Origin of the sequence: Vibrio sp. Vb1018 (genome assembly GCF_033338775.1) — a bacterium.
GTDB lineage: Bacteria > Pseudomonadota > Gammaproteobacteria > Enterobacterales > Vibrionaceae > Vibrio > Vibrio alginolyticus.
The window spans coordinates 1-21,006 of record NZ_JAWOTI010000004.1 but is presented as its reverse complement, the minus strand read 5'-3'; the positions used below and the strand labels follow the sequence as shown (position 1 = coordinate 21,006).

The 21,006-nt window shown below is 43.5% G+C and carries 23 protein-coding genes and 1 pseudogene; 10 read left to right on the top strand and 14 right to left on the bottom strand.

The window, feature by feature from the left end; all coding sequences use genetic code 11:
• Positions 1-37: 37 nt before the first annotated feature.
• Together R7Z10_RS06205 and pcp are read right to left on the bottom strand one after the other, a co-directional pair.
• Positions 38-301, bottom strand: coding sequence for a hypothetical protein (locus R7Z10_RS06205; protein ID WP_017635759.1), 264 nt, complete (start codon positions 299-301; stop codon positions 38-40).
• 197 nt (positions 302-498) lie between these two features.
• Entirely contained in the window at positions 499-1,137 is a 639-nt protein-coding gene (gene pcp, locus R7Z10_RS06200; RefSeq protein ID WP_025768981.1) for a pyroglutamyl-peptidase I, read from the bottom strand.
• A gap of 289 nt (positions 1,138-1,426) precedes the next feature.
• Between pcp and R7Z10_RS06195 the strand changes: the two genes are divergently transcribed.
• The 4 genes and pseudogenes from R7Z10_RS06195 to trpB all read left to right on the top strand — a co-directional run bounded on the left by R7Z10_RS06195 (position 1,427) and on the right by trpB (position 4,485).
• Complete coding sequence (locus tag R7Z10_RS06195; protein WP_005375646.1) at positions 1,427-1,675, top strand: hypothetical protein; 249 nt, start codon at positions 1,427-1,429, stop codon at positions 1,673-1,675.
• 306 nt (positions 1,676-1,981) lie between these two features.
• A complete protein-coding gene (locus tag R7Z10_RS06190; RefSeq protein ID WP_005375644.1) occupies positions 1,982-2,194 on the top strand; it encodes a cold-shock protein in 213 nt (70 codons plus the stop codon).
• 353 nt (positions 2,195-2,547) lie between these two features.
• Positions 2,548-2,835: pseudogene (locus R7Z10_RS06185) on the top strand (S1 RNA-binding domain-containing protein); the annotation flags it as partial.
• Between the two features lie 426 nt (positions 2,836-3,261).
• On the top strand, positions 3,262-4,485 hold the full coding sequence (trpB, locus tag R7Z10_RS06180) for a tryptophan synthase subunit beta (protein ID WP_005375643.1): 1,224 nt from the start codon (positions 3,262-3,264) through the stop codon (positions 4,483-4,485).
• A gap of 118 nt (positions 4,486-4,603) precedes the next feature.
• Here trpB and R7Z10_RS06175 read toward each other — a convergent pair whose 3' ends face one another.
• Positions 4,604-6,061, bottom strand: coding sequence for a DUF3360 domain-containing protein (locus R7Z10_RS06175; RefSeq protein ID WP_062730944.1), 1,458 nt, complete (start codon positions 6,059-6,061; stop codon positions 4,604-4,606).
• 418 nt (positions 6,062-6,479) lie between these two features.
• On the opposite strand from R7Z10_RS06175, the gene R7Z10_RS06170 reads away from it, so the two are divergent.
• Positions 6,480-6,896 (top strand): VF530 family DNA-binding protein, encoded by a 417-nt coding sequence (locus tag R7Z10_RS06170; protein ID WP_005375544.1) that lies wholly within the window; start codon positions 6,480-6,482, stop codon positions 6,894-6,896.
• 151 nt (positions 6,897-7,047) lie between these two features.
• On the opposite strand, the gene R7Z10_RS06165 is transcribed toward R7Z10_RS06170, so the two are convergent.
• From R7Z10_RS06165 to R7Z10_RS06140, 6 genes are all read right to left on the bottom strand, one after another.
• Positions 7,048-8,298 carry a DEAD/DEAH box helicase gene (locus R7Z10_RS06165; RefSeq protein WP_318104351.1) on the bottom strand — a complete coding sequence of 417 codons (1,251 nt, stop codon included), beginning with the start codon at positions 8,296-8,298 and terminating at the stop codon, positions 7,048-7,050.
• Between the two features lie 393 nt (positions 8,299-8,691).
• On the bottom strand, positions 8,692-9,162 hold the full coding sequence (locus tag R7Z10_RS06160; protein WP_017821094.1) for a hypothetical protein: 471 nt from the start codon (positions 9,160-9,162) through the stop codon (positions 8,692-8,694).
• Positions 9,152-9,649: a hypothetical protein gene (locus tag R7Z10_RS06155; protein ID WP_232284614.1), complete on the bottom strand. Its 498-nt coding sequence runs from the start codon at positions 9,647-9,649 to the stop codon at positions 9,152-9,154. Before R7Z10_RS06155 ends, R7Z10_RS06160 begins: the two co-directional genes overlap by 11 nt.
• On the bottom strand, positions 9,610-9,801 hold the full coding sequence (locus R7Z10_RS06150) for a hypothetical protein (RefSeq protein ID WP_005375555.1): 192 nt from the start codon (positions 9,799-9,801) through the stop codon (positions 9,610-9,612). The genes R7Z10_RS06155 and R7Z10_RS06150 overlap by 40 nt, the downstream gene beginning before the upstream one ends.
• A gap of 581 nt (positions 9,802-10,382) precedes the next feature.
• Entirely contained in the window at positions 10,383-10,628 is a 246-nt protein-coding gene (locus R7Z10_RS06145) for a hypothetical protein (RefSeq protein WP_213910309.1), read from the bottom strand.
• A 40-nt stretch (positions 10,629-10,668) separates the two neighbouring features.
• Positions 10,669-10,884 (bottom strand): DUF3820 family protein, encoded by a 216-nt coding sequence (locus tag R7Z10_RS06140; protein WP_005375557.1) that lies wholly within the window; start codon positions 10,882-10,884, stop codon positions 10,669-10,671.
• 144 nt (positions 10,885-11,028) lie between these two features.
• Here R7Z10_RS06140 and R7Z10_RS06135 point away from each other — a divergent pair, with 144 nt between their 5' ends.
• Positions 11,029-11,337, top strand: coding sequence for a cysteine-rich CWC family protein (locus tag R7Z10_RS06135; protein WP_080276966.1), 309 nt, complete (start codon positions 11,029-11,031; stop codon positions 11,335-11,337).
• 38 nt (positions 11,338-11,375) lie between these two features.
• On the opposite strand, the gene R7Z10_RS06130 is transcribed toward R7Z10_RS06135, so the two are convergent.
• A complete protein-coding gene (locus tag R7Z10_RS06130) occupies positions 11,376-11,720 on the bottom strand; it encodes a HopJ type III effector protein (RefSeq protein WP_017634382.1) in 345 nt (114 codons plus the stop codon).
• Between the two features lie 199 nt (positions 11,721-11,919).
• On the opposite strand from R7Z10_RS06130, the gene R7Z10_RS06125 reads away from it, so the two are divergent.
• Positions 11,920-13,689: a choice-of-anchor I family protein gene (locus R7Z10_RS06125; RefSeq protein ID WP_318104348.1), complete on the top strand. Its 1,770-nt coding sequence runs from the start codon at positions 11,920-11,922 to the stop codon at positions 13,687-13,689.
• 71 nt (positions 13,690-13,760) lie between these two features.
• Here R7Z10_RS06125 and R7Z10_RS06120 read toward each other — a convergent pair whose 3' ends face one another.
• A complete protein-coding gene (locus tag R7Z10_RS06120; protein WP_005375563.1) occupies positions 13,761-14,099 on the bottom strand; it encodes a 4a-hydroxytetrahydrobiopterin dehydratase in 339 nt (112 codons plus the stop codon).
• The gene (phhA, locus tag R7Z10_RS06115) at positions 14,089-14,883 is read right to left on the bottom strand and encodes a phenylalanine 4-monooxygenase (protein WP_005375564.1); all 795 of its coding nucleotides are present in this window, start codon (positions 14,881-14,883) and stop codon (positions 14,089-14,091) included. The genes R7Z10_RS06120 and phhA overlap by 11 nt, the downstream gene beginning before the upstream one ends.
• Before the next feature lie 222 nt (positions 14,884-15,105).
• Here phhA and R7Z10_RS06110 point away from each other — a divergent pair, with 222 nt between their 5' ends.
• Complete coding sequence (locus R7Z10_RS06110) at positions 15,106-17,079, top strand: acetoacetate--CoA ligase (protein ID WP_318104346.1); 1,974 nt, start codon at positions 15,106-15,108, stop codon at positions 17,077-17,079.
• 148 nt (positions 17,080-17,227) lie between these two features.
• On the opposite strand, the gene R7Z10_RS06105 is transcribed toward R7Z10_RS06110, so the two are convergent.
• Positions 17,228-17,803: a class I SAM-dependent methyltransferase gene (locus tag R7Z10_RS06105; protein WP_017821100.1), complete on the bottom strand. Its 576-nt coding sequence runs from the start codon at positions 17,801-17,803 to the stop codon at positions 17,228-17,230.
• A gap of 171 nt (positions 17,804-17,974) precedes the next feature.
• On the opposite strand from R7Z10_RS06105, the gene R7Z10_RS06100 reads away from it, so the two are divergent.
• Together R7Z10_RS06100 and R7Z10_RS06095 are read left to right on the top strand one after the other, a co-directional pair.
• The gene (locus tag R7Z10_RS06100) at positions 17,975-18,853 is read left to right on the top strand and encodes a LysR family transcriptional regulator (RefSeq protein WP_005375568.1); all 879 of its coding nucleotides are present in this window, start codon (positions 17,975-17,977) and stop codon (positions 18,851-18,853) included.
• Positions 18,854-19,029: 176 nt separating this feature from the next.
• Positions 19,030-19,923, top strand: a complete 894-nt coding sequence (locus R7Z10_RS06095; protein WP_318079865.1) for a cation diffusion facilitator family transporter — start codon at positions 19,030-19,032, stop codon at positions 19,921-19,923.
• A 151-nt stretch (positions 19,924-20,074) separates the two neighbouring features.
• Here the strand turns inward: R7Z10_RS06095 and yddG are convergent, their stop codons facing one another.
• Positions 20,075-20,977: an aromatic amino acid DMT transporter YddG gene (gene yddG / locus R7Z10_RS06090; protein ID WP_005389394.1), complete on the bottom strand. Its 903-nt coding sequence runs from the start codon at positions 20,975-20,977 to the stop codon at positions 20,075-20,077.
• Positions 20,978-21,006: the final 29 nt, after the last annotated feature.

Genomic DNA, 21,006 nt, shown 5'->3' with positions numbered 1-21,006 from the left:
AATGCTCCAGCAAAGTATACGGAGAATGTGACTCGCTTCAACGCTTTTTATCGCGCTCATCAAGCTCATTGCGTGATGCGTGGGTATACATTTTTTGAGAATGATCAGAGTGACTTATCAACTCTGAACGCTTCATATCAGAAAGATACATACTGGTGTAAATGACGCAGGCAAAAAACGCGATAATAGCGACTACAATGGGAAGAACTCCGAGTGTATTTTCGAATTTAAGCGCAGCGATAGCCAATGCGAAAACAACGACAGAGATAAGTGCGATAGACTTACTTTTGTTGCTTTTCATGATAACTCGCCTTTCGTAAGGGTAGCCCCTAATACCTCCTGTATTAGGGGAGTGCCAGTTTGAACAACATCCAACCTGACTATTCAATGCTACTCCTTTCGCTACTTGTGAAATTTGACAAAGCTAACATTTATTACAACATCAAACGATGAACTTATTACTAGCTTTCAGACACTTAGTGGACTGTAAAGCACTTACTAGCAAATCGACCCGCCGCTGACCAATATGTCGTTTTCATTGGCAATACAAACTTGCGCCACCAGCCTTAGCCCTTCGACTATCATCTCCAGAGACATGGAAGGCTGACTGCCATCTACTGCTTGTTCTGGCAATAATGGGATATGAACAAACCCATGACGAATAGGTTTGTCTTTTAGATAATGTTGGATCCCATAAAAAAGGTGGTTACATACAAATGTTCCGGCACTGTTGGAAATCTGGCTAGGTATCCCCTGCTTTTGCAGCGTTTGAACAATACGCTTTATCGGCAATGTCGAGAAGTAAGCATCAGGACCATCAGCCACCACGGGTTCATCAATCGGCTGATGCCCAGCGTTATCTGGAATACGAAAATCATCGACATTAATTGCGACACGTTCTGGGGTTATCGCGCTACGCCCGGCCGCTTGCCCTACAGTAATTACACAGTCTGGCTGGTGCGCTTCTATTGCTTCAATAACGACTTTCACCGAGTCATATCGAACTACGGGGACTGGGCAAGTAACTATCACACCGCCTTTTATGGCCGCAGCCTCTAATTGCTTGACCGCTTCTAAGGCGGGGTTAATGGCGTCACCACCAAAAGGTTCAAAACCGGTAATCAGGACTTTCTTCATAACAGCCTTTAGGAAAAGAGTTTTACAAATTATTGCACTCCCCTTCACCCCATCCAATAGCAAAAGTATTGATGAGATAAACCAGACAACATTATGTGACTCATGTCTAACCAGAGAGTGTTTTCTGCCCCATTGAATCTAGGCAAGTTCCGGACTATCGAGACTAACTTATTGATGATTAGTGGCAGGGCAAAGTTCTCTCATTACATGACGCACGTAGAAGCTTGGTTTCCACGCTTAACTTAGGTAGAGTACGCGACCGCAATGCAATTCGAAGAGATTGAATACAATGAATATTGATAACCATGTAATCGAAACGATTGAAGAGTTGGAGGCATTTCTGCATTTAGTAGAAAGCGGCGCTCTAGGCCTTGAAGGTGTCACTGGCGTTGCGCTAGCCACCTCTAATACCGATGGCCGTCCATTTGTTGCCGTATTAGGAGAAAAGCACCAATTGCTCCTTGGCCGCTGGGTTTCGCAGCACGTATATGACAATGGTAAAGACATCGTTCGTAACGGCCCAACCAGAAAACACTAAGCGCTCGACGCCACCTATAACATCACGCCGTCTTATACACCAAGCGTATGCTTTGAAAGCAATGCGCTTGGTGTACTCAAAAAATAAAAAAGAAAAGGCTAGCCTTTATTAATTTTGTCGGTATACTGCACATCAGCTCTTACGGAAAGAGCTATTAATGTAATTAAAGATCAAAGTTTCTCTCAGTTCCACATCGAATTCCTCGTTTACGTTCCTGCGACAAAATAGTTATCTCTAAAATCATATAGTAGCACTTGATATTAGCTAAAAATTCAATATTTAAAACAATCAAATATAGAGGTATCTATGTCTAATAAATTAACTGGTTCAGTAAAATGGTTCAACGAAACTAAAGGTTTTGGTTTTATTTCTCAAGACAATGGCGGTGATGACGTATTCGTTCACTTCCGTTCTATTGTTTCTGAAGGCTTCAAAACTCTTACTGAAGGCCAAAAAGTATCGTTCGTTGTTGAACAAGGTAACAAAGGTTTACAAGCAGCTGAAGTAACTGCACTGTAATTCTTTGTGTGGCATCAATGTTGTTGGTGCCACAATCCCCTTCCACTTGTTACTGCCCTTACTATTCTCTATCTAAGTTTATATACCCAAATCACTTACCTCTCCCACACCATCATTAATCACTTTCAATAAAGTCACTTTGGTATACATCTTTAGGTAATCACACAACCTACCTTGTAATTCCAGTTTGGAACTAAATTAATCTCATTCATATCTGAATCACTTCGCTTCATGCTTTGCTCATAAAAATAAAGTTTATAAAATAAAAGCGATTGGCGAATATAAGAGAAAAAATGAAATTAAATATATCTGCTCAATAAATAAATTCTAATAATTACGAGCACATTATCCCTAGCTGAGAGATTGAGTTTGCACTGAAATGCCATTACATGAAGCCATTTATCGGACAACACTTCATAGGGACAGCGTCTGGATTCACACACTTCGGAGCATTTGTTGAGTTAGAGGAAAACCGAATCGAAGGTCTCATTCCTTTACCAACTTTCCAAAATGGTGAGTTCGAATTTGATGCAGTCAAACAAAAAATTTCCATCCAGAGCGCCACGTTTACTTTAGGGACCAAAGTGCACGTGTTGGTTAAAGACACCGATTCGAAACAAAGAAAGACATGTTCAACTTAAAAGATGCGGAACACGCGGTAGGTTAGCCTGTTTTAGGTTACTTTCTAATCCATTAATCAAAAATAAAAAATAAACTTTTAATACCGCAATTAACTTGTGACATTTCGCTGACATCGACTCATTCTAAAACCCTAATATCTGACAAAGGAAACGAATCTAATTTTTGTTTCCAGACACCATCGCAGAGTGTATTTCCAGCATTCTGTTTGCCTCGAGAGGTTCTTATGACAGCCTAGGATCTCTCGAGGCTTTTTTGCACCTATTCAAACCACCTGATTCTACATCACAACTATTATCCCCTACACAAGCTGTACTTTTTAACTAGTGCACTAGATCGCGAACTCTGATTTAAGCAACTGATCACACAACCACTTCTAAATTTTGGGTATAAAAGTATCAATACTTTCGTTAACTAGGATGTAAATAATGAAAAACTCGTTTGATCTCACTATGCCCAACGAAGAAGGATACTTTGGTGAATACGGTGGTAGCTTTGTTCCACCTGAGCTTGAACAAATCATGCATGACATCAACGCAGCTTATGAGGAATGCAGCAAAGATCCTGAATTTAAAGCGGAACTCGCTCGCTTGTATAAGCACTTTGTTGGACGACCTAGCCCAATCTTCCATGCGGAAAACTTGTCTAAAAAATACGGAGCAGACATCTACCTAAAGCGCGAAGACTTAAACCATACAGGCGCACATAAAATTAACCACTGCTTAGGGGAAGCCATTCTCGCTAAAAAGATGGGTAAGAAGAAACTGATTGCTGAAACTGGCGCAGGGCAACACGGTGTTGCGCTTGCTACAGCCGCGGCATTGGTTGGCTTGAAATGCGATATTTACATGGGTGAAGTTGATATCGCCAAAGAACATCCGAATGTCGTCCGCATGAGAATCCTTGGTGCTAATGTCATTCCTGCCACTCATGGGCGCAAAACCCTCAAAGAAGCGGTAGATTCTGCATTCGAAGCTTATCTGAAAGATCCTGATACACAACTTTATGCGATAGGCTCTGTCGTTGGCCCTCACCCATTCCCTAAAATGGTGAGAGATTTCCAATCAATTATCGGTAACGAAGCACGAGTTCAATTCAAAGAAATGACCGGCAAGTTACCCAATAATCTCGTCGCATGCGTTGGAGGTGGTTCTAACGCGATGGGGCTATTTACTGCTTTCTTAGAGGATGAACAAGTCGCCATTCACGGCGTTGAACCTGCGGGCCGCTCTTTGCAAAAGGTTGGCGAGCATGCTGCAACACTCACACTCGGTGAGCCAGGTATCATGCACGGATTTAAGTCTTACATGCTTAAAGATGCACAAGGTGAACCTCAGGAAGTGTACTCTGTAGCAAGTGGCTTGGATTACCCATCGGTTGGACCTCAGCATAGTTACTTAAAAGACATTGGCCGTGTCAATTACGGCTCAATCAGTGATGACGAAGCGATTGATGCCTTCTTTGAGCTGTCTCGTGAAGAGGGAATAATTCCTGCTATTGAATCCTCACACGCTGTCGCTTACGCAATTAAACTCGCGCAGCAAGGAGAAACCGGCTCGATTTTGATCAACTTATCAGGCCGTGGTGACAAAGACATTGATTTTGTCGTTGAACACTACGGCGCAAAATACGGCATTGAATCACTCATATAGCCTAACCCTACATGCAAAAAGCTACCTGGTACTAGGTAGCTTTTTGTTTTTGTCTACTATTTTAAGAAGCAAGTCCCTTTACTCACTGTTCTCACTATACCTTTAGAGCATAATTCGATTAACCGATAAGAGCTGGAATGCCTGGAAGCTGACCAACAATAGCAAGGGAGCCTGCACAAACGATAAACGCAGTGCCAGGAATCAGATATTTATCTTTGCGCGATAGTTCGTTAGCACGCTCATGGTCGCCGATAAGCCCGAGGTTATCCAACAGCATCGTGATTGCCCAACCGAAGACTGGATTAACGAATGCACAGGCAAAAATACAGATACCTGCACTGAGTGAATCTTTATGCTTATGGATCATCTGCATACCCGCTTCTAAAAGTGGTAAGAATACACCGACAATCAAAGCAACACGCAGAACAGGCTCCCACATTGCTAGATCCATTGGGTAGCCAATTACCGCCGCCGCAATACACATGAAACCCGTTAACAGTGCGCCACCTGGAATAGGACGTTTGGCAATTGCGGCTGGAATCATGTACGTACCCCAAGAAGAAGCTAAATTACCGCCACCTAATAGTGAACCAACCCCCTGACGAACAGACGCTCCGACCATCGTGTCGTCGACATCCATGAGTACGCCTTTCGCTTCTTTTGGGTAGTTAAGTTCTTGAAACACACGATGGCCGAGATAATCAGGGGACCACATAGCGACTGCCAATAGAGCAAATGGAGTCACGGCAATAAAGTGCTCTAGGGTTGGCCAGCCTAACTGCCAGCCTGTATCTTCCCCCCACCAGTAGAATGGACTGAAATTAGGCAGGCCCGGCTCTGTGGTAAAAGTGAATTCCGCTCCCATCATATAAGCAACAATACCCGCGAGTGCAGAGCACAATGGGATAGCGAGCCAACGTTTATTGATCTTGGCTAAGTAAGCGTAAACCATAACGGTTAGGCCTATGACCACAAACGAAATGTAACCTTGGTCCGTACTTGCAGCCCACGCTTCCGTCTTATTAATTTGCCCGAGCAACCCAACAGCACCAAGGTAGATCAACAACCCTCCTCGAACCCCGATACCAGTCAGAGTCATGAGTTTAGAGCCACCTTTGGTTAAAGCGAGAATTAAACCAAAAACACATACCATCAAACCTAACGCGAGAGGGTGTCCTCCTGCAGCTGCAATCATAGGAATCAGCGGTATCATTGGGCCATGGGTGCCCGCTAAGTTTGCATTCGGGTTTAGGATGGCAGAAAACAGAATGACGAACAGGGCTCCAGCGATAAGTAATTCGTAACGCACGTTTTCTGCAATGAATTCCGGAGATAAACCAAACTGAGCAGCAAAAGCGGAAACCATGGCAGTGACCATCACCACCTTACCAATAGTTGCTGCTAATGCAGGTACCCAGTCTTCGATTTCAATACTGTAATCACGTGAGGGCAAATGAATTCCCCAGCGACGGAAGCTCATGACGGTTAAATCATGATTTAGAAAGTCTTCTCGGTTTTCAAATTCATGCGGTTTTTTGCGCACATCCCTGTAAAAAGTCTTACTTTTGTCAGACATTGAGTCATCCTTTTATGTTTCAACGTTGAACTACGTCAACTAGAGTTTCGCTTGGTAGACAGACCTTCGACCAATACGAGACAACACCCACATCAAACTTCTAGGCCATACTAAGAAAGCGGCATGAACCAATTTTGATTTTGAGCTTATTAAGCATGTGTTGCTATGGGTAGGAATATTAGACATTAGTAAAAGAACAACAAGAATCTCACTTATTATACAATAATTTAACATCGAGCTAGGACGCTTGAACTTTTCTGAGTCATTTTTGAGCAGAGATCCAAGTAGAACGGCTAATTCCTATTTATACTTTCAAGGTAGAGAGCACTGTGCTCGCATCCATCGCAAAGTAACTATCGATATCTCTGCATTGTATACTTTGTTAAACTCCGCCCTTTAATGAGTAAGGCCCTTAAAAATGATGACTGACGAAGAGAGAATCGAGCTGCAACAGAACAATCCACTGCACGGGTTGAAGCTAGAGACTATGTTGCAAGAGTTAGTGGATTTTTACGGCTGGGACATTCTAGATACAGCAATGCGCTTTAATTGCTTTAACACTAAGCCTTCGATTGCAAGTAGCGTGAAGTATTTAAAGAAAACCGAATGGGCGAGAGAAAAATTAGAAAACTTTTACCTTTATCGCTTTAAGCGCATGCCACGCGCGAGCGAAGAAGAATACAACTTACCACCAAGAGCTCGTACGTTCCCTCATGGCCTTGAACCTAAAGAGCCAATGCCGCTAACCGTTGACTCTATTCTTAAGTCACAAGCCAAAGCAGCGTCTGCATTTAAAAAGCGTTCACCTCGCGGACGCCCTGCTCGTCGCCAATAACACTATCTTGAAAAGCAATAGAGCCCTACTGGTAGCTCCAGCAGGGCTCTATTGTTCTTTAAAGGAATGGCTAGAAGCGAAGACTCAAGCTAGTGAGCATTCCATTTCTCCAACAACTCCCGTAATTAAACTCACATGTAGTTTACGTTTTCTATTGATTACGCTTTTTCTTCTTTTTACCCGTACCTGCAGGCTTCGCTCGCGGCTTCATTGGTAAAAAGTAGGCTTCACTCTGATCGTTTTCCACTTCAAAACCGACTACCTGCTCGCGTTCAAGTTGAAACTTATTTTTCTTTTCTATCACTTTGAAATGGTGGTAGTCGTCGTAATCGATAAGAGATAACCCTAAACCTACTTCACCAGCACGACCACTACGACCGATTCGATGCATATAATCAGCAGGGCTACGCGGAAGATCGAAGTTAATCACCACTGGAAGTTTTTCTATATCAAGGCCGCGTGCTGCGATATCGGTGGCAATAAGAACTTGAATCTCGCCAGACTTAAAACCGTCAAGGACACGAGTACGAGCGCCCTGCCCTTTATCACCATGGAAAACTTCAGCGGTAATACCGCGTTTTGACAACTTTTGAGCTAAATGATTACAGGCATTCTTAGCATTCACAAAAATCAGAGTCTGTCGCCACTGATGCTGTTTGATTAAGTGCGCGAGTACCGCCGTCTTCTCACCTTTATTTACACTAAACACGCGCTGCACCAAAGTGCTGGCTTCTGCGCTCTGCAACTGAACTTCAACAGGGTCGCGGAGCAACTGCTGAGCCAACGTCGTCACTTTATCAGGGAAAGTTGCAGAAAATAACAGCGTCTGTTTCTTCTCTGGGAGTAACGCAAGAATCTTATTCAGTTCTTCGGTAAATCCGAGGCTCAACATACGGTCGGCTTCGTCAAGAACAAGCGTTTTTACTTGGTCCAACTTAATCGCGTTACTGGATACCAGATCAAGTAATCGACCCGGCGTTGCAACAATGATGTCACAGCCACCACGAAGCGCCAGCATTTGTGGGTTCACCGATACACCACCAAATACGGCAACCGTTTTGATCTTATCTCTGAGATGGTATGAGTAAGATTTGACGTTATATGCCACCTGTGATGCCAACTCACGAGTTGGTACTAAAATCAGGTGGGAAACGAAGTTGCCACGGCGATTGTTTGATTCGTCTTGCTGAACAATTTTTTGCAAGATTGGCAGCGAAAAAGCAGCGGTTTTACCAGACCCCGTATTGGCACCACCAATAATATCTTTCCCTTCAAGGATATCAGGAATAGAACGGGATTGAATGGGCGTCGGTTGGCTGTATTCCAACGCTTCTAGTCGCTCGACTAATGTTGGAATCAGGCCAAGATCGGCAAATGTCGCTTGCTGTGTTTTATCTGTCATTACAATGAGTGGCTCAGTGCTAGTAAAGGCCGTGTATCTTATGCTATTTCGCGTCTGGATGTTAGAGATAATGGCCCAAACAGAAGATTGGTGAAAGAAGCACTATAGGGTTCAGGAACTTCCTTTCACTAACATGAGTTAATGGTTTCGATAACCAATACTCTACGACCAAGATGGTAGCGTTCGCGACAAGCAAAGGGAAAAGGAGCCAGGCATTCTGACTCCTGTAAAGCAAAATACAGCTTGAGAAAACCCTATAGCTTATAATTGGCGAAAAATGCGTTACGACAAATAGAATATTAGCAACTAATGGATAACTTCAAGTATTGAGAGCTAGCGCATGACATGTACATACGCTAGCAGGGTGCTTGTGCCAAGAGCTTGAAAGATGATTTAATCGCACGAACTAGGGTCTAAAACATACGTCCGACTTGAGGATTTTAATGTAAGTTCTTGTTCAGAAGTACATTCAATATAGTCATATTGCTTTATTTTTTCTCTCGTGTTGTTATCTAACCATATGGCAGAGGCAATAGAACTTAATACTATTATCGCTATAGAATATAGCCCTGTTTTTGTCGAAAATGGTACTTTTAGTAATAGTTCTGTTGACCTGTGTAGCATAGCTATGGGAATGATCGCTATAAAACCAAATATTAGAAGGCCTACAAAAGAAGCAACATTGTTCACTAAACCTGCTAGTTTTACTTTAGGAATGATACCGATTGAGTTGTTAATGCTAATTAACTCATTAATTGAGCTGTAGCTCAACCACACCATAAAAACCATAAGAGGCCAACTAGCCATCACTTTAAGCCAACGCTTTATCTTTAGTCTTCGGTTAAATTTTTCATTAGAAATCATTAATAGTTTTCTCTACTTGATTCTTCATCGGTTCCGTGAATTTAAATTGGTCATCTAGTTTAGATATTTCCTTTCCTACAATAAACGCAGTAACAGCGAAAATACCAAGTGTTAGAGCGGTTGGCACAACAAGTACCGTACTTAATGTTGCGACTCCCAGAATAGTTATTCCTTGAGCGATAACTCCTGCGGCAATGCCCTTAGATATATCCGCTGTAAATTGGCCGACCACTTCACCTAGCGTTTTTTCATCATGTAGAATGTAGTCAACCGCATTAACCGCACCACTAAACACAAGTTCAACATAGATGTTGCCTTTCAAGAAACTGACATTGCCTTGAACAGTATTTAGAGCATGACCAATTTTAAGCATTTGTGGTGTTGCTTCTTGCCAACGGATACCTAGGTCTAAATATTTAGGCTTGTAGTTCTCAACCACAATATTCATTACACCATTGATATTGACAGCTTTAGCGGTTGCCCCCAACCGCCAAGCTCTTTAGCGACCTCATAAGCGCCTTTAAGCCCCATGCCTACGCCAGTGTAGTCCTTGCCGTTCGAAAGTTGTCCATGCGAGTCTTTGATGAGCAAGTCTAAATACTCGTTACCTTCTTCAACAGTCAGTACCGCAATACTCACGTTCTCTTGTTGAGAGGTGTCCCACTGATATTCTTTAGCTTGCTTTTGTAAATCATCGTTCCATTCTTTTTCTGTTAGGTCGTAAGCTTGTTGGACCGCTTTGCGTTCAGCAAGAACGCGCTCTCTATTTTCAGCCCATCGTTTCTCATCGCTCGCGGTAGATCTCAGCTCTTCCTGACGTTCTCAGCGTTGACGTGCTGCTCGTTCTCTAGTGGTTTCTTGTCTTTCTTCTGGGGCTACAGGAGAGGATTCATATCTCATGGGAGTCGGTTTTACTGATAAATAAAAAGGATAATAACAATATTTTCAGTGATTTATCATCCCCAACAAGATTGCATGATGATTTAACCAATTAAATAGGCAGTTTGACTAATCAAACAAGCACAATGAAGGCTCAATAGTGTTGAGTTACATTCAATCGGATAACTTTTCGTAGGGTAAAACGTACGAACCAAATTTTGTAGAGTATTTATTCCAGTTCTTTTTTGGGGCAAAAAAGAGTCAGCCTAACGGTCTGGCTCTTTTGAATGAAAAAATAGTCTGGTGGGAGAACTTGTAAGGCTGTGGCAGGTTACACTCACTTACTCCTTAGGCAGGTGACCAGTTTCCTTCGCAAGCTTTTGCATCGCCTCGGCAAACGTTGTTGTCCCGCTTTTAGCTTTAAGCTGTATTACCTTATATCCCAACTTTTCCAACGCTTGGCGCTCTGCCAAAACAGCTTTGTCATTGTGTTGGCTACCTTGAGCTGGCTGATGAATGTAACATCCCTCTAGTTTACCATCTTCGACCAATTGGTGATGTTTCAGTGCATCGATATCAAAATTCATAATAAGTCTTTTCATTAAGAGTGGGAGTTTCTGTGGCTAGTTACATACGCTTCAAAGGCTTCACGACACTATCTAAGCCTTCAATTTTGAGCGCTAAACATAGCTTGAGCAAATCCCCTAGCTCGCCGCTTGGCCAGCCCTTTTTATCAAACCACAGTAAGTATTCTTCAGGCAGGTCGATTAACACTCGCCCTGCATATTTCCCAAATGGCATTTGCATTCTAGCGAGTTTAATGAGGTTTTCTTTTTCTAACATAAGTGACAGAGAGTTAAGGTAACTCGTCCAAGGGTAACACTGGTTCTCCCTCCTCACCAGCAAATCGCAGTCACGTTTATTTTTGGCGGCCTTGACTCGCTTTATGCTAGAGTACGCGGCATAAAAAATGAGAACGAGAAAGCAATGAAGTCACCTTGTCGAGCTGCATGTAAAAATAACGCCGGAATATGCTCTGGTTGTCACCGAACGATGGATGAAATCATCCAATGGAAAGACAAAACCGATCTCCAACGAGATGCGATTATCGAACAAATCGCAGGAGAAGATTCAACGCACAGTTGTCCTGAGTGCGGGACTCAAGCCCATTGTGATATCGCCGCAGGCAAAGAGACATGCTGGTGCTTTACTATAGAAACCCGTGATTTACCCAAGCCAAGCGCCAACCAGCTGTGTTTGTGCCGAAAATGTCTAGAAAAAAAGCCAGTCGCGTAATACGACTGGCTTACTGATCATCGTTTTCTGACTGGTGTTTATTTAGCGGTTAAAGCGGACGCTTCAAACTTAATGCCTTCCCACCCTGTCACCATAAAATTACGAATATTCTGGTGATCGCTGTTCTCTGGATACTGCAATACATCTTCACGATAAAAACGGCCAAAGCAGGCTAGCGTCGCTTCTTTGTCTAGGTTGTTTAGCAAACCGAAAGCGAAGATCTTACACGAACCGTTGTTCTCGCCTGCATTGTTTTGTGTCTCACCATTTACAAAAGCGGTTGGCTCAAACGTATAGTTATCTTCGATCACCGCCATCGTTGCTTCAAATTCGACCTGCTCTGGTGACGCTGCCAATAAATCTAAAAACGATTTTAATTCCATTATTCCTCTATCCCTACTTCATCATATTGATGACACATTAGTTTCATAAAAAGCCAATATAAGAGTCATCAATCATACATATATTCAGAGCCTTACCAAATCAAACGTCATTCAGCGCTCTATCATTCCAATTGCGGAAATGGACAGCAGCATAAAACCCATGCTGATTGACAACCTATCGGATTGATAAGGAGATATCATGATCACCCCTTTAAAGGCAATCGGTGTACTCGCATTGTCATCACTTGCCATCGCGTGTTCATCACAACCCGAAGATACCGTGGCTTCATTCGCTACACAATGCAAACCTACCACTGCACCCGTTACTGGGGAAACGTCAATTCAAGGTTTAACGTTTATCGGAACATCCGTTGCTGATGCTCCATTCGACACATCGGCAGCTGAAATCGTCAGTTATGACGCTTGTACGGATAAACTCTATGTGGTTAATGCTCAAGCAAAACGTGTCGATGTACTTTCTATGGATGACAACGGCGTACCAACGCAAAGCGCATTCATTGATCTCAACAGCGCTGGCGAAGCAGCGGGCATTGAAATTGGCGCAGCAAACAGTGTCGCTGTATTCAATGGTTTGGTAGCAGTTGCGATTGAAAACAGTAATAAACAAGCGAATGGTATTGTTGGCTTGTACCGCTCCGGCGATTTGTCATTAGTCACGACTTTCCCAACAGGCGCATTGCCAGACATGGTTGGCTTCTCAAAAGATGGCCGATACATCGCAACCGCTAATGAAGGAGAACCAAACAGCGATTACAGCATTGACCCTGAAGGTAGTATCACTTTGATCGATCTGAGCCTTGGTGTTACTCAAGCAGAAGTAACACAAATTGGCTTTAACGAATTTGATGGTTCACGAAAAGCAGAGCTCCCAATGAATGTGCGTATTTCGGGGCCAAACGCCACCATCGCACAAGATCTAGAGCCGGAATACCTCACTTTTGCAGATAACGGTAAAATCTATGTCGCGCTACAAGAAAATAACGCCATGGCAATCGTCAATCCAGAGAGCAAATCGGTAGAAAAAATTGTTGGCTTAGGAGAGAAGTCTTGGTCGGGCGCTAAACTCGATGCATCCAACAAAGACAAAATCATTGGGAACTTGAAAAGCTACCCACAACTGGTTGGCTTATTTATGCCTGACACCATCGACAGCTACTCAGTGAATGGGAGTACTTACATCGTATCTGCAAATGAAGGCGACGGGCGTGAGTACAGATTCAAAACCACTCAAGAACTGTGCGACAAAGCTGGCTTTATGTGGGATGAAGACGATTACCTCGGTACAGATGAATACACATCTGAGCAAGGGAGCTGTTTAAGCCATATTGATGAAGTGCGCGGTAAGAAGCTGAAAGTGGCAGCAGAACACCCATTGGCAGAGGCACTAAAAGACAACAAACAACTCGCGCGTTTAAAAGTGATTAAGCCGGAACAAACGCTTTCTGCACAAGAGAATGTTCAATCATTTGGCGCGCGTTCATTCTCGATTTGGGATGAAAACGGCAAGTTGGTCTTCGATAGTGGTGACGATTTCGCGACTATCGCGCTGCTGAATGAAGGCAAGAACTTCAACAGCACCAACGATAACAATAATAGTGGCGATGACCGAAGTGATGATAAAGGCATTGAGCCAGAGGCGATTGAAGTAGCACAAATTAACGGCCGCCATTACGCGTTTATCGGCTTGGAGCGTCAAGGCGGTACAATGATTTATGACATCACAGACCCGAAACAAGCGCAGTTTATACATTACGTCAACCGCCGTGATTACAATCAACCAGTGTGTACAGAAGTCGAAGATGGCGAATGCATGAACGATACATACAATCCAAAAGCAGGCGATTTAGGTCCAGAATCCATTAATTACTTTACCCGTAATGGTGGTCATTTTATCGTCGTTGGCAATGAGGTATCGGGCACGACATCCGTCTTCCGAATCAATCTATAAAGTAATGTAAAAGTCATTTAGAACCAAAACGCCCGACGTAAGCCGGGCGTTTTTTTGTATGAGGTAATGTCCTACTCTGCCGATGCTAGCGCGTCACACTTTGATGCGCAGATAAAATCGTTTTTATGCAGACCTTTGATAGAGTGACTCCACCACGTTACGGTAACCTTACCCCATTCCAACAAAATAGAGGGATGGTGGAACTCATCTTCTGCCAGTTCCGCGATTTTGTTACTGAAAGCCCATGCTTGTTTGAAGTTCTTAAATTTATACACCTTTTCTAGTTGAGGTATATCTTCTCTTTCAATGATCTGCCAATCAGACAATTGCAGAAGCAGAGACTGTTGCTCTTCTTTGCTTAGTGCAATGGCATCGATACTACAAGCTTCGCATTTTTGTTCATTCAACATGAGCAGGTTCCTTTGGTTCAAAAAGTGGAGGAAGCAGTCCAGCTTCAATCGCTAGATCGGCTTGTTTCAATAAATTTAACTGACTGATTTTAAAAAGCTGAGAAAAGTCATCAATCACGTAGTACTTCGGTTGCATGATGTCGATACGATAAGGCGTTCTCAGCACAGTTTGTAATTCAAATGGGTCGCGAATTGCTGCATCACTCTCTAATGCGTAGAGGGTTTCGCCAGGAGATGAAAGAATACCACCACCGTAAATTTTGGTTTTGTCCCCTTCTTTCACCAAACCAAACTCTACGGTAAACCAGTAGAGGCGAGCGAGATAGGCTCTTTGTTTTGGGGTAGCGGCTTGCCCTAGTTGACCATAATGTTCGGTAAATGCAGCAAAATCTGGGTTGGTTAACATCGCACAATGACCAAATATTTCGTGGAAGAAATCTGGCTCCTGTAAGTAATCGAACTCATCTCTTGTACGCAAGAATGTGGCGACTGGAAAGCGCTTATTACCGAGTAGATTAAAAAATCGGTCGAAATCAATAAGCGCGGGAACGGGCTCCACTTGCCAACCTGTTGTCTCCATCAAGACACGATTAATTTCTGGTAACTGAGGAACGCGGTCTTGAGGTAAATCAAGCAGCGTCAAACCGTGTAAATAAGCCTCACAAGCTCTGTTTTGGATCACACCCATTTGTCGTGTTACCAAATCTCGCCAAATGGCGTCTTCTTCACGGCTCCATTCAACCCTGCCTTCCTGGTTTACGGGTTTAGAACGATACTGGGTCATGGCTCATCTCCATTAACAAATCCTTTACATTAAGCCTATCTGTAGTCTTAAGAGCTTCCAATCCCTACGCGACTTTCTCAGCATCATCCCGATGTAACATATTGTTTACAATGCATCGTAACTGCATGATTTTTATGACACGATATAATATCTGGCTTGTTTGACTTTATCGTGTATTCCTCTCAAACTAAAACCTGTTATCACTTTGTTATAGAGGGACCTATGCGCGAGAGCAGCAAAGTATGGCAACCGAGCGAAAGTCGTATCGAAGAAGCCAACATTACACAGTTTATTGAACACATTAATCGACAAGGAAATACCCTTGAAAGCTTCGCTGATCTGCATCAATGGTCACTCGATCATGTAGAAAAATTTTGGCAGGAAGTTTGGCTATTCTGCGACGTCATTGGCACTCCGGGAGAGACCATAAAAGAGCGAGCAGAAAGTCGCTGGCAGCAACCTGTTGAAAATAGGGATATAAAATGGTTCCCAAACGCGCAAATTAACTACGCCGAAAATTTGCTAACCTACGCGTGTCACCAACCCGATGATCTCGCGATTTGGTTTGAAAATGAACGTGAAGAAAAACAGACCTACACCTGGAAACAATTGTGCGAAGAAGTTTCGAGTGTGCAGCAATGGTTGAAAGAATGTGGAATTAAGCAAGGTGATGTCGTCGCTGGTTATTTACCTCACCTACCTCAAACGGTGATAGCCATGCTAGCAACCACCAGTTTAGGGGCGACCTGGACTTCCACCTCACCTGATTTTGGCGTCGAAAGCGTTTTGGAGCGCTTTGGTCAAGTGAAACCCAAAATCCTGTTTACTTGTGATGGCTATACATTCAATGGCAAAACTTTCGATATGTCTGAGAAAAACCAGCATATTGCGGATCATCTTGATGGTCTTAAACAAGTTTGCCAAATTAGCTACCTTAAACCACACATTTTTGAATGCGATGTCTGCACCCAAGATTGGCAAAACGTCCTGAATCAATACACACCCGAAGCGCTGACTTTTACTCGTGTGAATTTTAACGATCCGCTATTTGTTCTTTATTCTTCAGGCACAACAGGCAAACCGAAATGCATCGTTCATTCCGTCGGCGGAACGGTGCTTAATCACTTGAAAGAGCATCAACTGCATTGCGATATTCAACCGAACGAACGCGTGTTTTATTACACGACCTGCGGTTGGATGATGTGGAACTGGCACGTTTCTTCACTCGCGAGCGGTGCATGTTTGGTGATTTTTGATGGTAGCCCTGTTTACCCTACTCATAATATGCTCTGGGACCTCGCAGAACAAGCCGAAGTGACGCTATTTGGAACCTCAGCAAAATACCTAGAGGCGCTGGAAAAAGCATCTTTTTCTCCGCAGAAAAGTGATGCATTTTCAAGTCTGAAAACCATTTGTTCGACTGGCTCTGTTCTGTATCCAGAACAGTTTGATTATGTCTATCAGCACATTAAAGAAGATGTACACCTCGCCTCGATTTCTGGCGGAACAGACATTTGTGGCTGCTTTGTATTAGGCAACCCTATTTCTCCCGTTTATCGGGGAGAGTGCCAATCAGCAGGGTTAGGGGTCGATGTCCGAGTCTTTAACCCACAAGGTAATAGCGTAATGGGAGAGCGCGGTGAGTTGGTTTGTGCCAATTCATTACCCAACTTCCCTGCTGGCTTTTGGAACGACACCGGTGAGAGATATCATCGCGCTTATTGGGATAAATTCGACAATATTTGGCACCACGGCGATGATGTTGAACAGACCAGCGTTGGGGGATACGTGTTTTATGGTCGAAGTGATACCACGTTGAATCCCGGTGGCGTAAGAATCGGCACGGCCGAAATCTATCAGCAAGTGAACTGTATAGACGGTATTCTAGATTCGATCGCAGTAGGAAAAGAAGTCGATCGCAACGAACAAATATGGCTGTTTGTCCAATTAGTCAAAGGGGTAGAGCTCAATGACGAGATGATCGCTTCCATCAAAGCACAGCTAAAGTCTGCATGTTCTCCAAGGCATGTACCTAGTGCAATTTACGCAATAAGCGATATACCTAAGACACGCTCAGGAAAGCTGGTCGAGTTAGCCGTTAAGCAAGTCGTTAACAACCGAAGCGTCGAAAATTTAGGCGCAATAGCCAACCCTGAAGTGCTGGAGGAGATACGCAGGATAGTCGTCTCAAAATAACCTCCGAAGACTAAGTTGTTCGAGTATGTCCTTGCCTGCACCACGACGCTTGTTTAGAGCAAGTGAAGTTACATATACCCTCAGCAGATAAGAAAAAAGCGAGCTTGTTAGCTCGCTTTTGTCATTTTTTGTTCTTTATTCAGCGGTATTAGCGACGACCAAGCCCCATTAATACCGACATTGTTTTACCATCAGATGTAATGTCAAAAACGTGTTGCGATTCAACTTCAGTAAAGCCTGCTTCTTTCAGTGCACGCTCAGACTTCGCAAGGGTAAAACCGTCTTGTTCACATTCTGCAATCCAATCAAAATGAACAAAATAGCCGCCGTGGTTAAGTAGAGAATGCGAGATCGTTAATGACGCGTCTAAGTCTTCCACGAACGCTAAAACTGATGATGCAACCACCAAGTCGAACTGTCCACGAAACGCAGGGTGCTGAGCGACCAAGCCGCGAGATAGTGCATCTACCACAGGTTCTACGTTGACGAGCTCTTTTTTATCGAGTTCCTCAATCATGGCTTCCGATGCGTCTAATGCTACGATGTCTTTAACCATCGGTGACAATCGTTGACTTAACTGCCCTGTTCCGCATCCAAAATCTAGTACTTTAATGCCATCAAGCTGAGTTAGCTGTTGTAACTGCTCAAACACCGACTGCGCAAATTGCTCTGTTGCTGGATTTGATTCCCAGTTTTTTGCTAAGCCGTCCCAATCTTGTGCCATCGTGGCCTCCATGTTCACTTTTTGTAACCCACATAGATTACCGCAAAACCGTTAAAAGACCATAGACTTATCTGGCGGATTCGCGTTTTTTTCGATAATCTTTCATGGCTTTGGGAGCGCATCTGCATAATACCCAAATTATTTGAATTCATTTATTGGTTGTGTCAAATCATGAACTTAACTCAAGTAGAAGCCTTCTGCACCATCGCTGAGTGTGGTTCTGTTTCTGAAGCGGCAAGGCAACTCGACTGCAATCGCACCAAACTCAGTATGTCGATTAAGGCATTAGAGAAAGATCTCGACGTTGAATTGTTTAACCGAACTGGCAACCAGCTCACCCTCTCTGAAGCTGGTAAAGCCATTTACAAAGATTGCGAACACCTACTTATCATCGCACAACGGGTCAGAAAGACCTGCGCTCAAATCTCGGAAGGGTTTAACGCGGAAGTTTGGGTAGCACGTGACGACTCCTTACCTGATGATCTCTGGCAAGAATTATCTCATACATTGAATAACCGCTTTCCTTCAACAACCTTCAACTTAATCTTGGCATCCAGTGGCGACTTAGCCAACTTGGTCAGTACCCACCAAGTAGATTTTGCTTTCGGCGTTGATTATGAGCGAGTAGACGATCCTCGTATCGTATATAACCCTTTAGGTAAGATACGTATGATGTCAGTATGCAGTGTAGAACACCGCCTAAGTAAGATGCGCCGTGTCTCAGACGAAGATCTACGTAGTCAGATGCAAGCACTAATGGTGTACCTAAATGAGAAAGACAACCCTGAACTGCAACCTTTCTCGACTCGATATATTGGTTTTTCGAGTTTTGACTACATGCTGAACACCATCTTAGAAGAAGACGCTTGGGGCGTGCTTCCTGAACCATTAATCCGCCATTACCTTCGTCAGCAGAAGCTCGCCGTTATCAAACACACATACGGCTTGACGCAAGAAGACTACTGTATGTTTTCACCTAACGGCCATACTGAGCATCCAGCAATGACGTGGTTAGCAGATAAATTGAGCGAGTATTTATTTGACTTCTAAACATTTTATCAGTGAGCGTCAATTTTACTGACACCAAGAAATCATAGTAAGCCATTGTTTTATAAGAACATAAATAAAAACGCAATTTTTTAGATTAGTTACTGGTCACTTTGTGGTTGCCTAAATTACCTTATGAGCGAAGAATAGTAAGGTATTAAAATTCAAAGGCATCTTTTATGTGTGACAGGACAAGCAAAAACGAAAACCGTATTCTAACCATTTCAGCCCTTTTGGCATCTGGGTTCGCTGCTGGTGGTATGGTACTTGGCTTGCTTGTAGGCTCAATTGTAATCGTTTTTGACGGTGTTTACTCTTTGGTCAGCTTACTGTTAACTTTATTGTCACTGGCCGCTTCTTACTATATTAACAAGCCTTCAAAATCTGTATTCCCATTTGGAAAAGCGGTCTTAGAACCAATCGTTATTGCGATAAAAGCAGCCGTCATTTTAGTGGTTGTAAGCTTCTCTCTCTACTCTGCGATATCAGCATTGATGTCTGGAGGTCGCCAGGTCGATGCTTCTATTGCGACCTTATTCGGCATCGTGAATGTTATCGGTTGTGGTTACGCTTGGTGGTTTATGGCGAAACGCAGCCGCCGCTTCTCATCAGGCTTGATTGAAGCGGAGAAAAAACAGTGGCAAATGGATACTTTGTTGAGTGTGGCGGTGACCGTAGGATTTATCTCGGCTTGGGCTGTTTCACTAACGCCATTCTCTGAGTATGCGGTATATGCCGACCCCATGATGATGGTTTTAATGGGCTTTTATTTCCTCAAAGTACCGTTCGATATGCTAGTAGGTGCCTTACGTGAACTACTAATGATGGCACCAAGCAAAGAGCTGTGTCAGAGCGTTGGCAAAGATGTTCTTGAGATTGAAAAAGTAACTGAGCATCAATTGAAACTGGCTGGCGTAACGAAGGTGGGCCAAGAGCTACGAGTAAATGTGGACGTACATATTGATGACGACACATTGGAGCTTGATACACTAGAGCACACTCGTAAGCAGCTTATCAAGCGACTGTCGAAGCACAGATTCAAGCTTCAACTACACTTGAACGTCGCTTATTAGAGTGCCACCAAAGAGCCGTTAAAACTCAATAAAAAGCTCCCAATCTCGGGAGCTTTTTTAATTTTTTCGATTTAGTTTCTTCGTATTCGAATACAGCTCGCAAGGGAGATCTGTTCGTTGCTCACTTAAATTCTCTGATCTCGTTGGTAACTTACCCAGCCGCTTCGCGCTTCTCTTTGGTGACTAACCAACACATCAGCGAGCCCACTGTTACCATCACAACGCCCTGCCAAAAGCTATGGCTCAGAGTTACGCCAAGAATAATGGAAGAAAATAAAGCGGAAAAAATGGGTGTGAAGTAAGACAAGGTGGCGAGAAAAACCATATTGCCGCCAACGATCGCGATATTCCATAAACCATAACCACCAGCCATTAAAGCCGCAGAGGCCACTAAGTACCCCATCGCTTCCCAACTGAATGTCATTGGTGGCTCATCCGTAAACGCGTATTTGACCCAAAGCGAAACAGCTGTTGCAATAAAAAACAGGGTAATCGCATTATGTTTAGATTGCTGCCTTTGGGTTAAGTTGCAATAAAAAGCCCATATAACCGCGCCAGCGAAAGCCATAAAATACACCAGAGGGTTACTACTAACATTGGACATGATCTGAGTTATGGATAAGCCATTCTCACCGCTCACAGTCCAAGCAACCCCAACAAACGCCAGCGTAACTGCGGGATAAAGCAACCAGTTTGTTTTTTTATTGCTGCCAAGGACCGCAAATAAAACCGTCAGTGCGGGCCAAAGGTAATTGACAATCGACACCTCAATTGCCTGCGCGCGCGAGTTGGAATATCCCAAAGATAGAGCGAGAAATATTTCATAACAGACGAACATCGCACCACCAAGCGCAAGATACTTGGGAGAAAAGTAAGACAACTTTGGAATACCGACCACGATAAGAAGGAAAACAGAGCTAAGAGAGTACAACATGGCTGCCCCGCCTACAGGACCTAAACTCTCCGTAACCAACCTCGCGATGCCAAGCAGACAACTCCAAGAGAGAATCGCGATACAACCATAAAGTGTGAAACGAAATTGCACTGATTTCATGTGACCTACCACTCACGAATGCCAAAGGA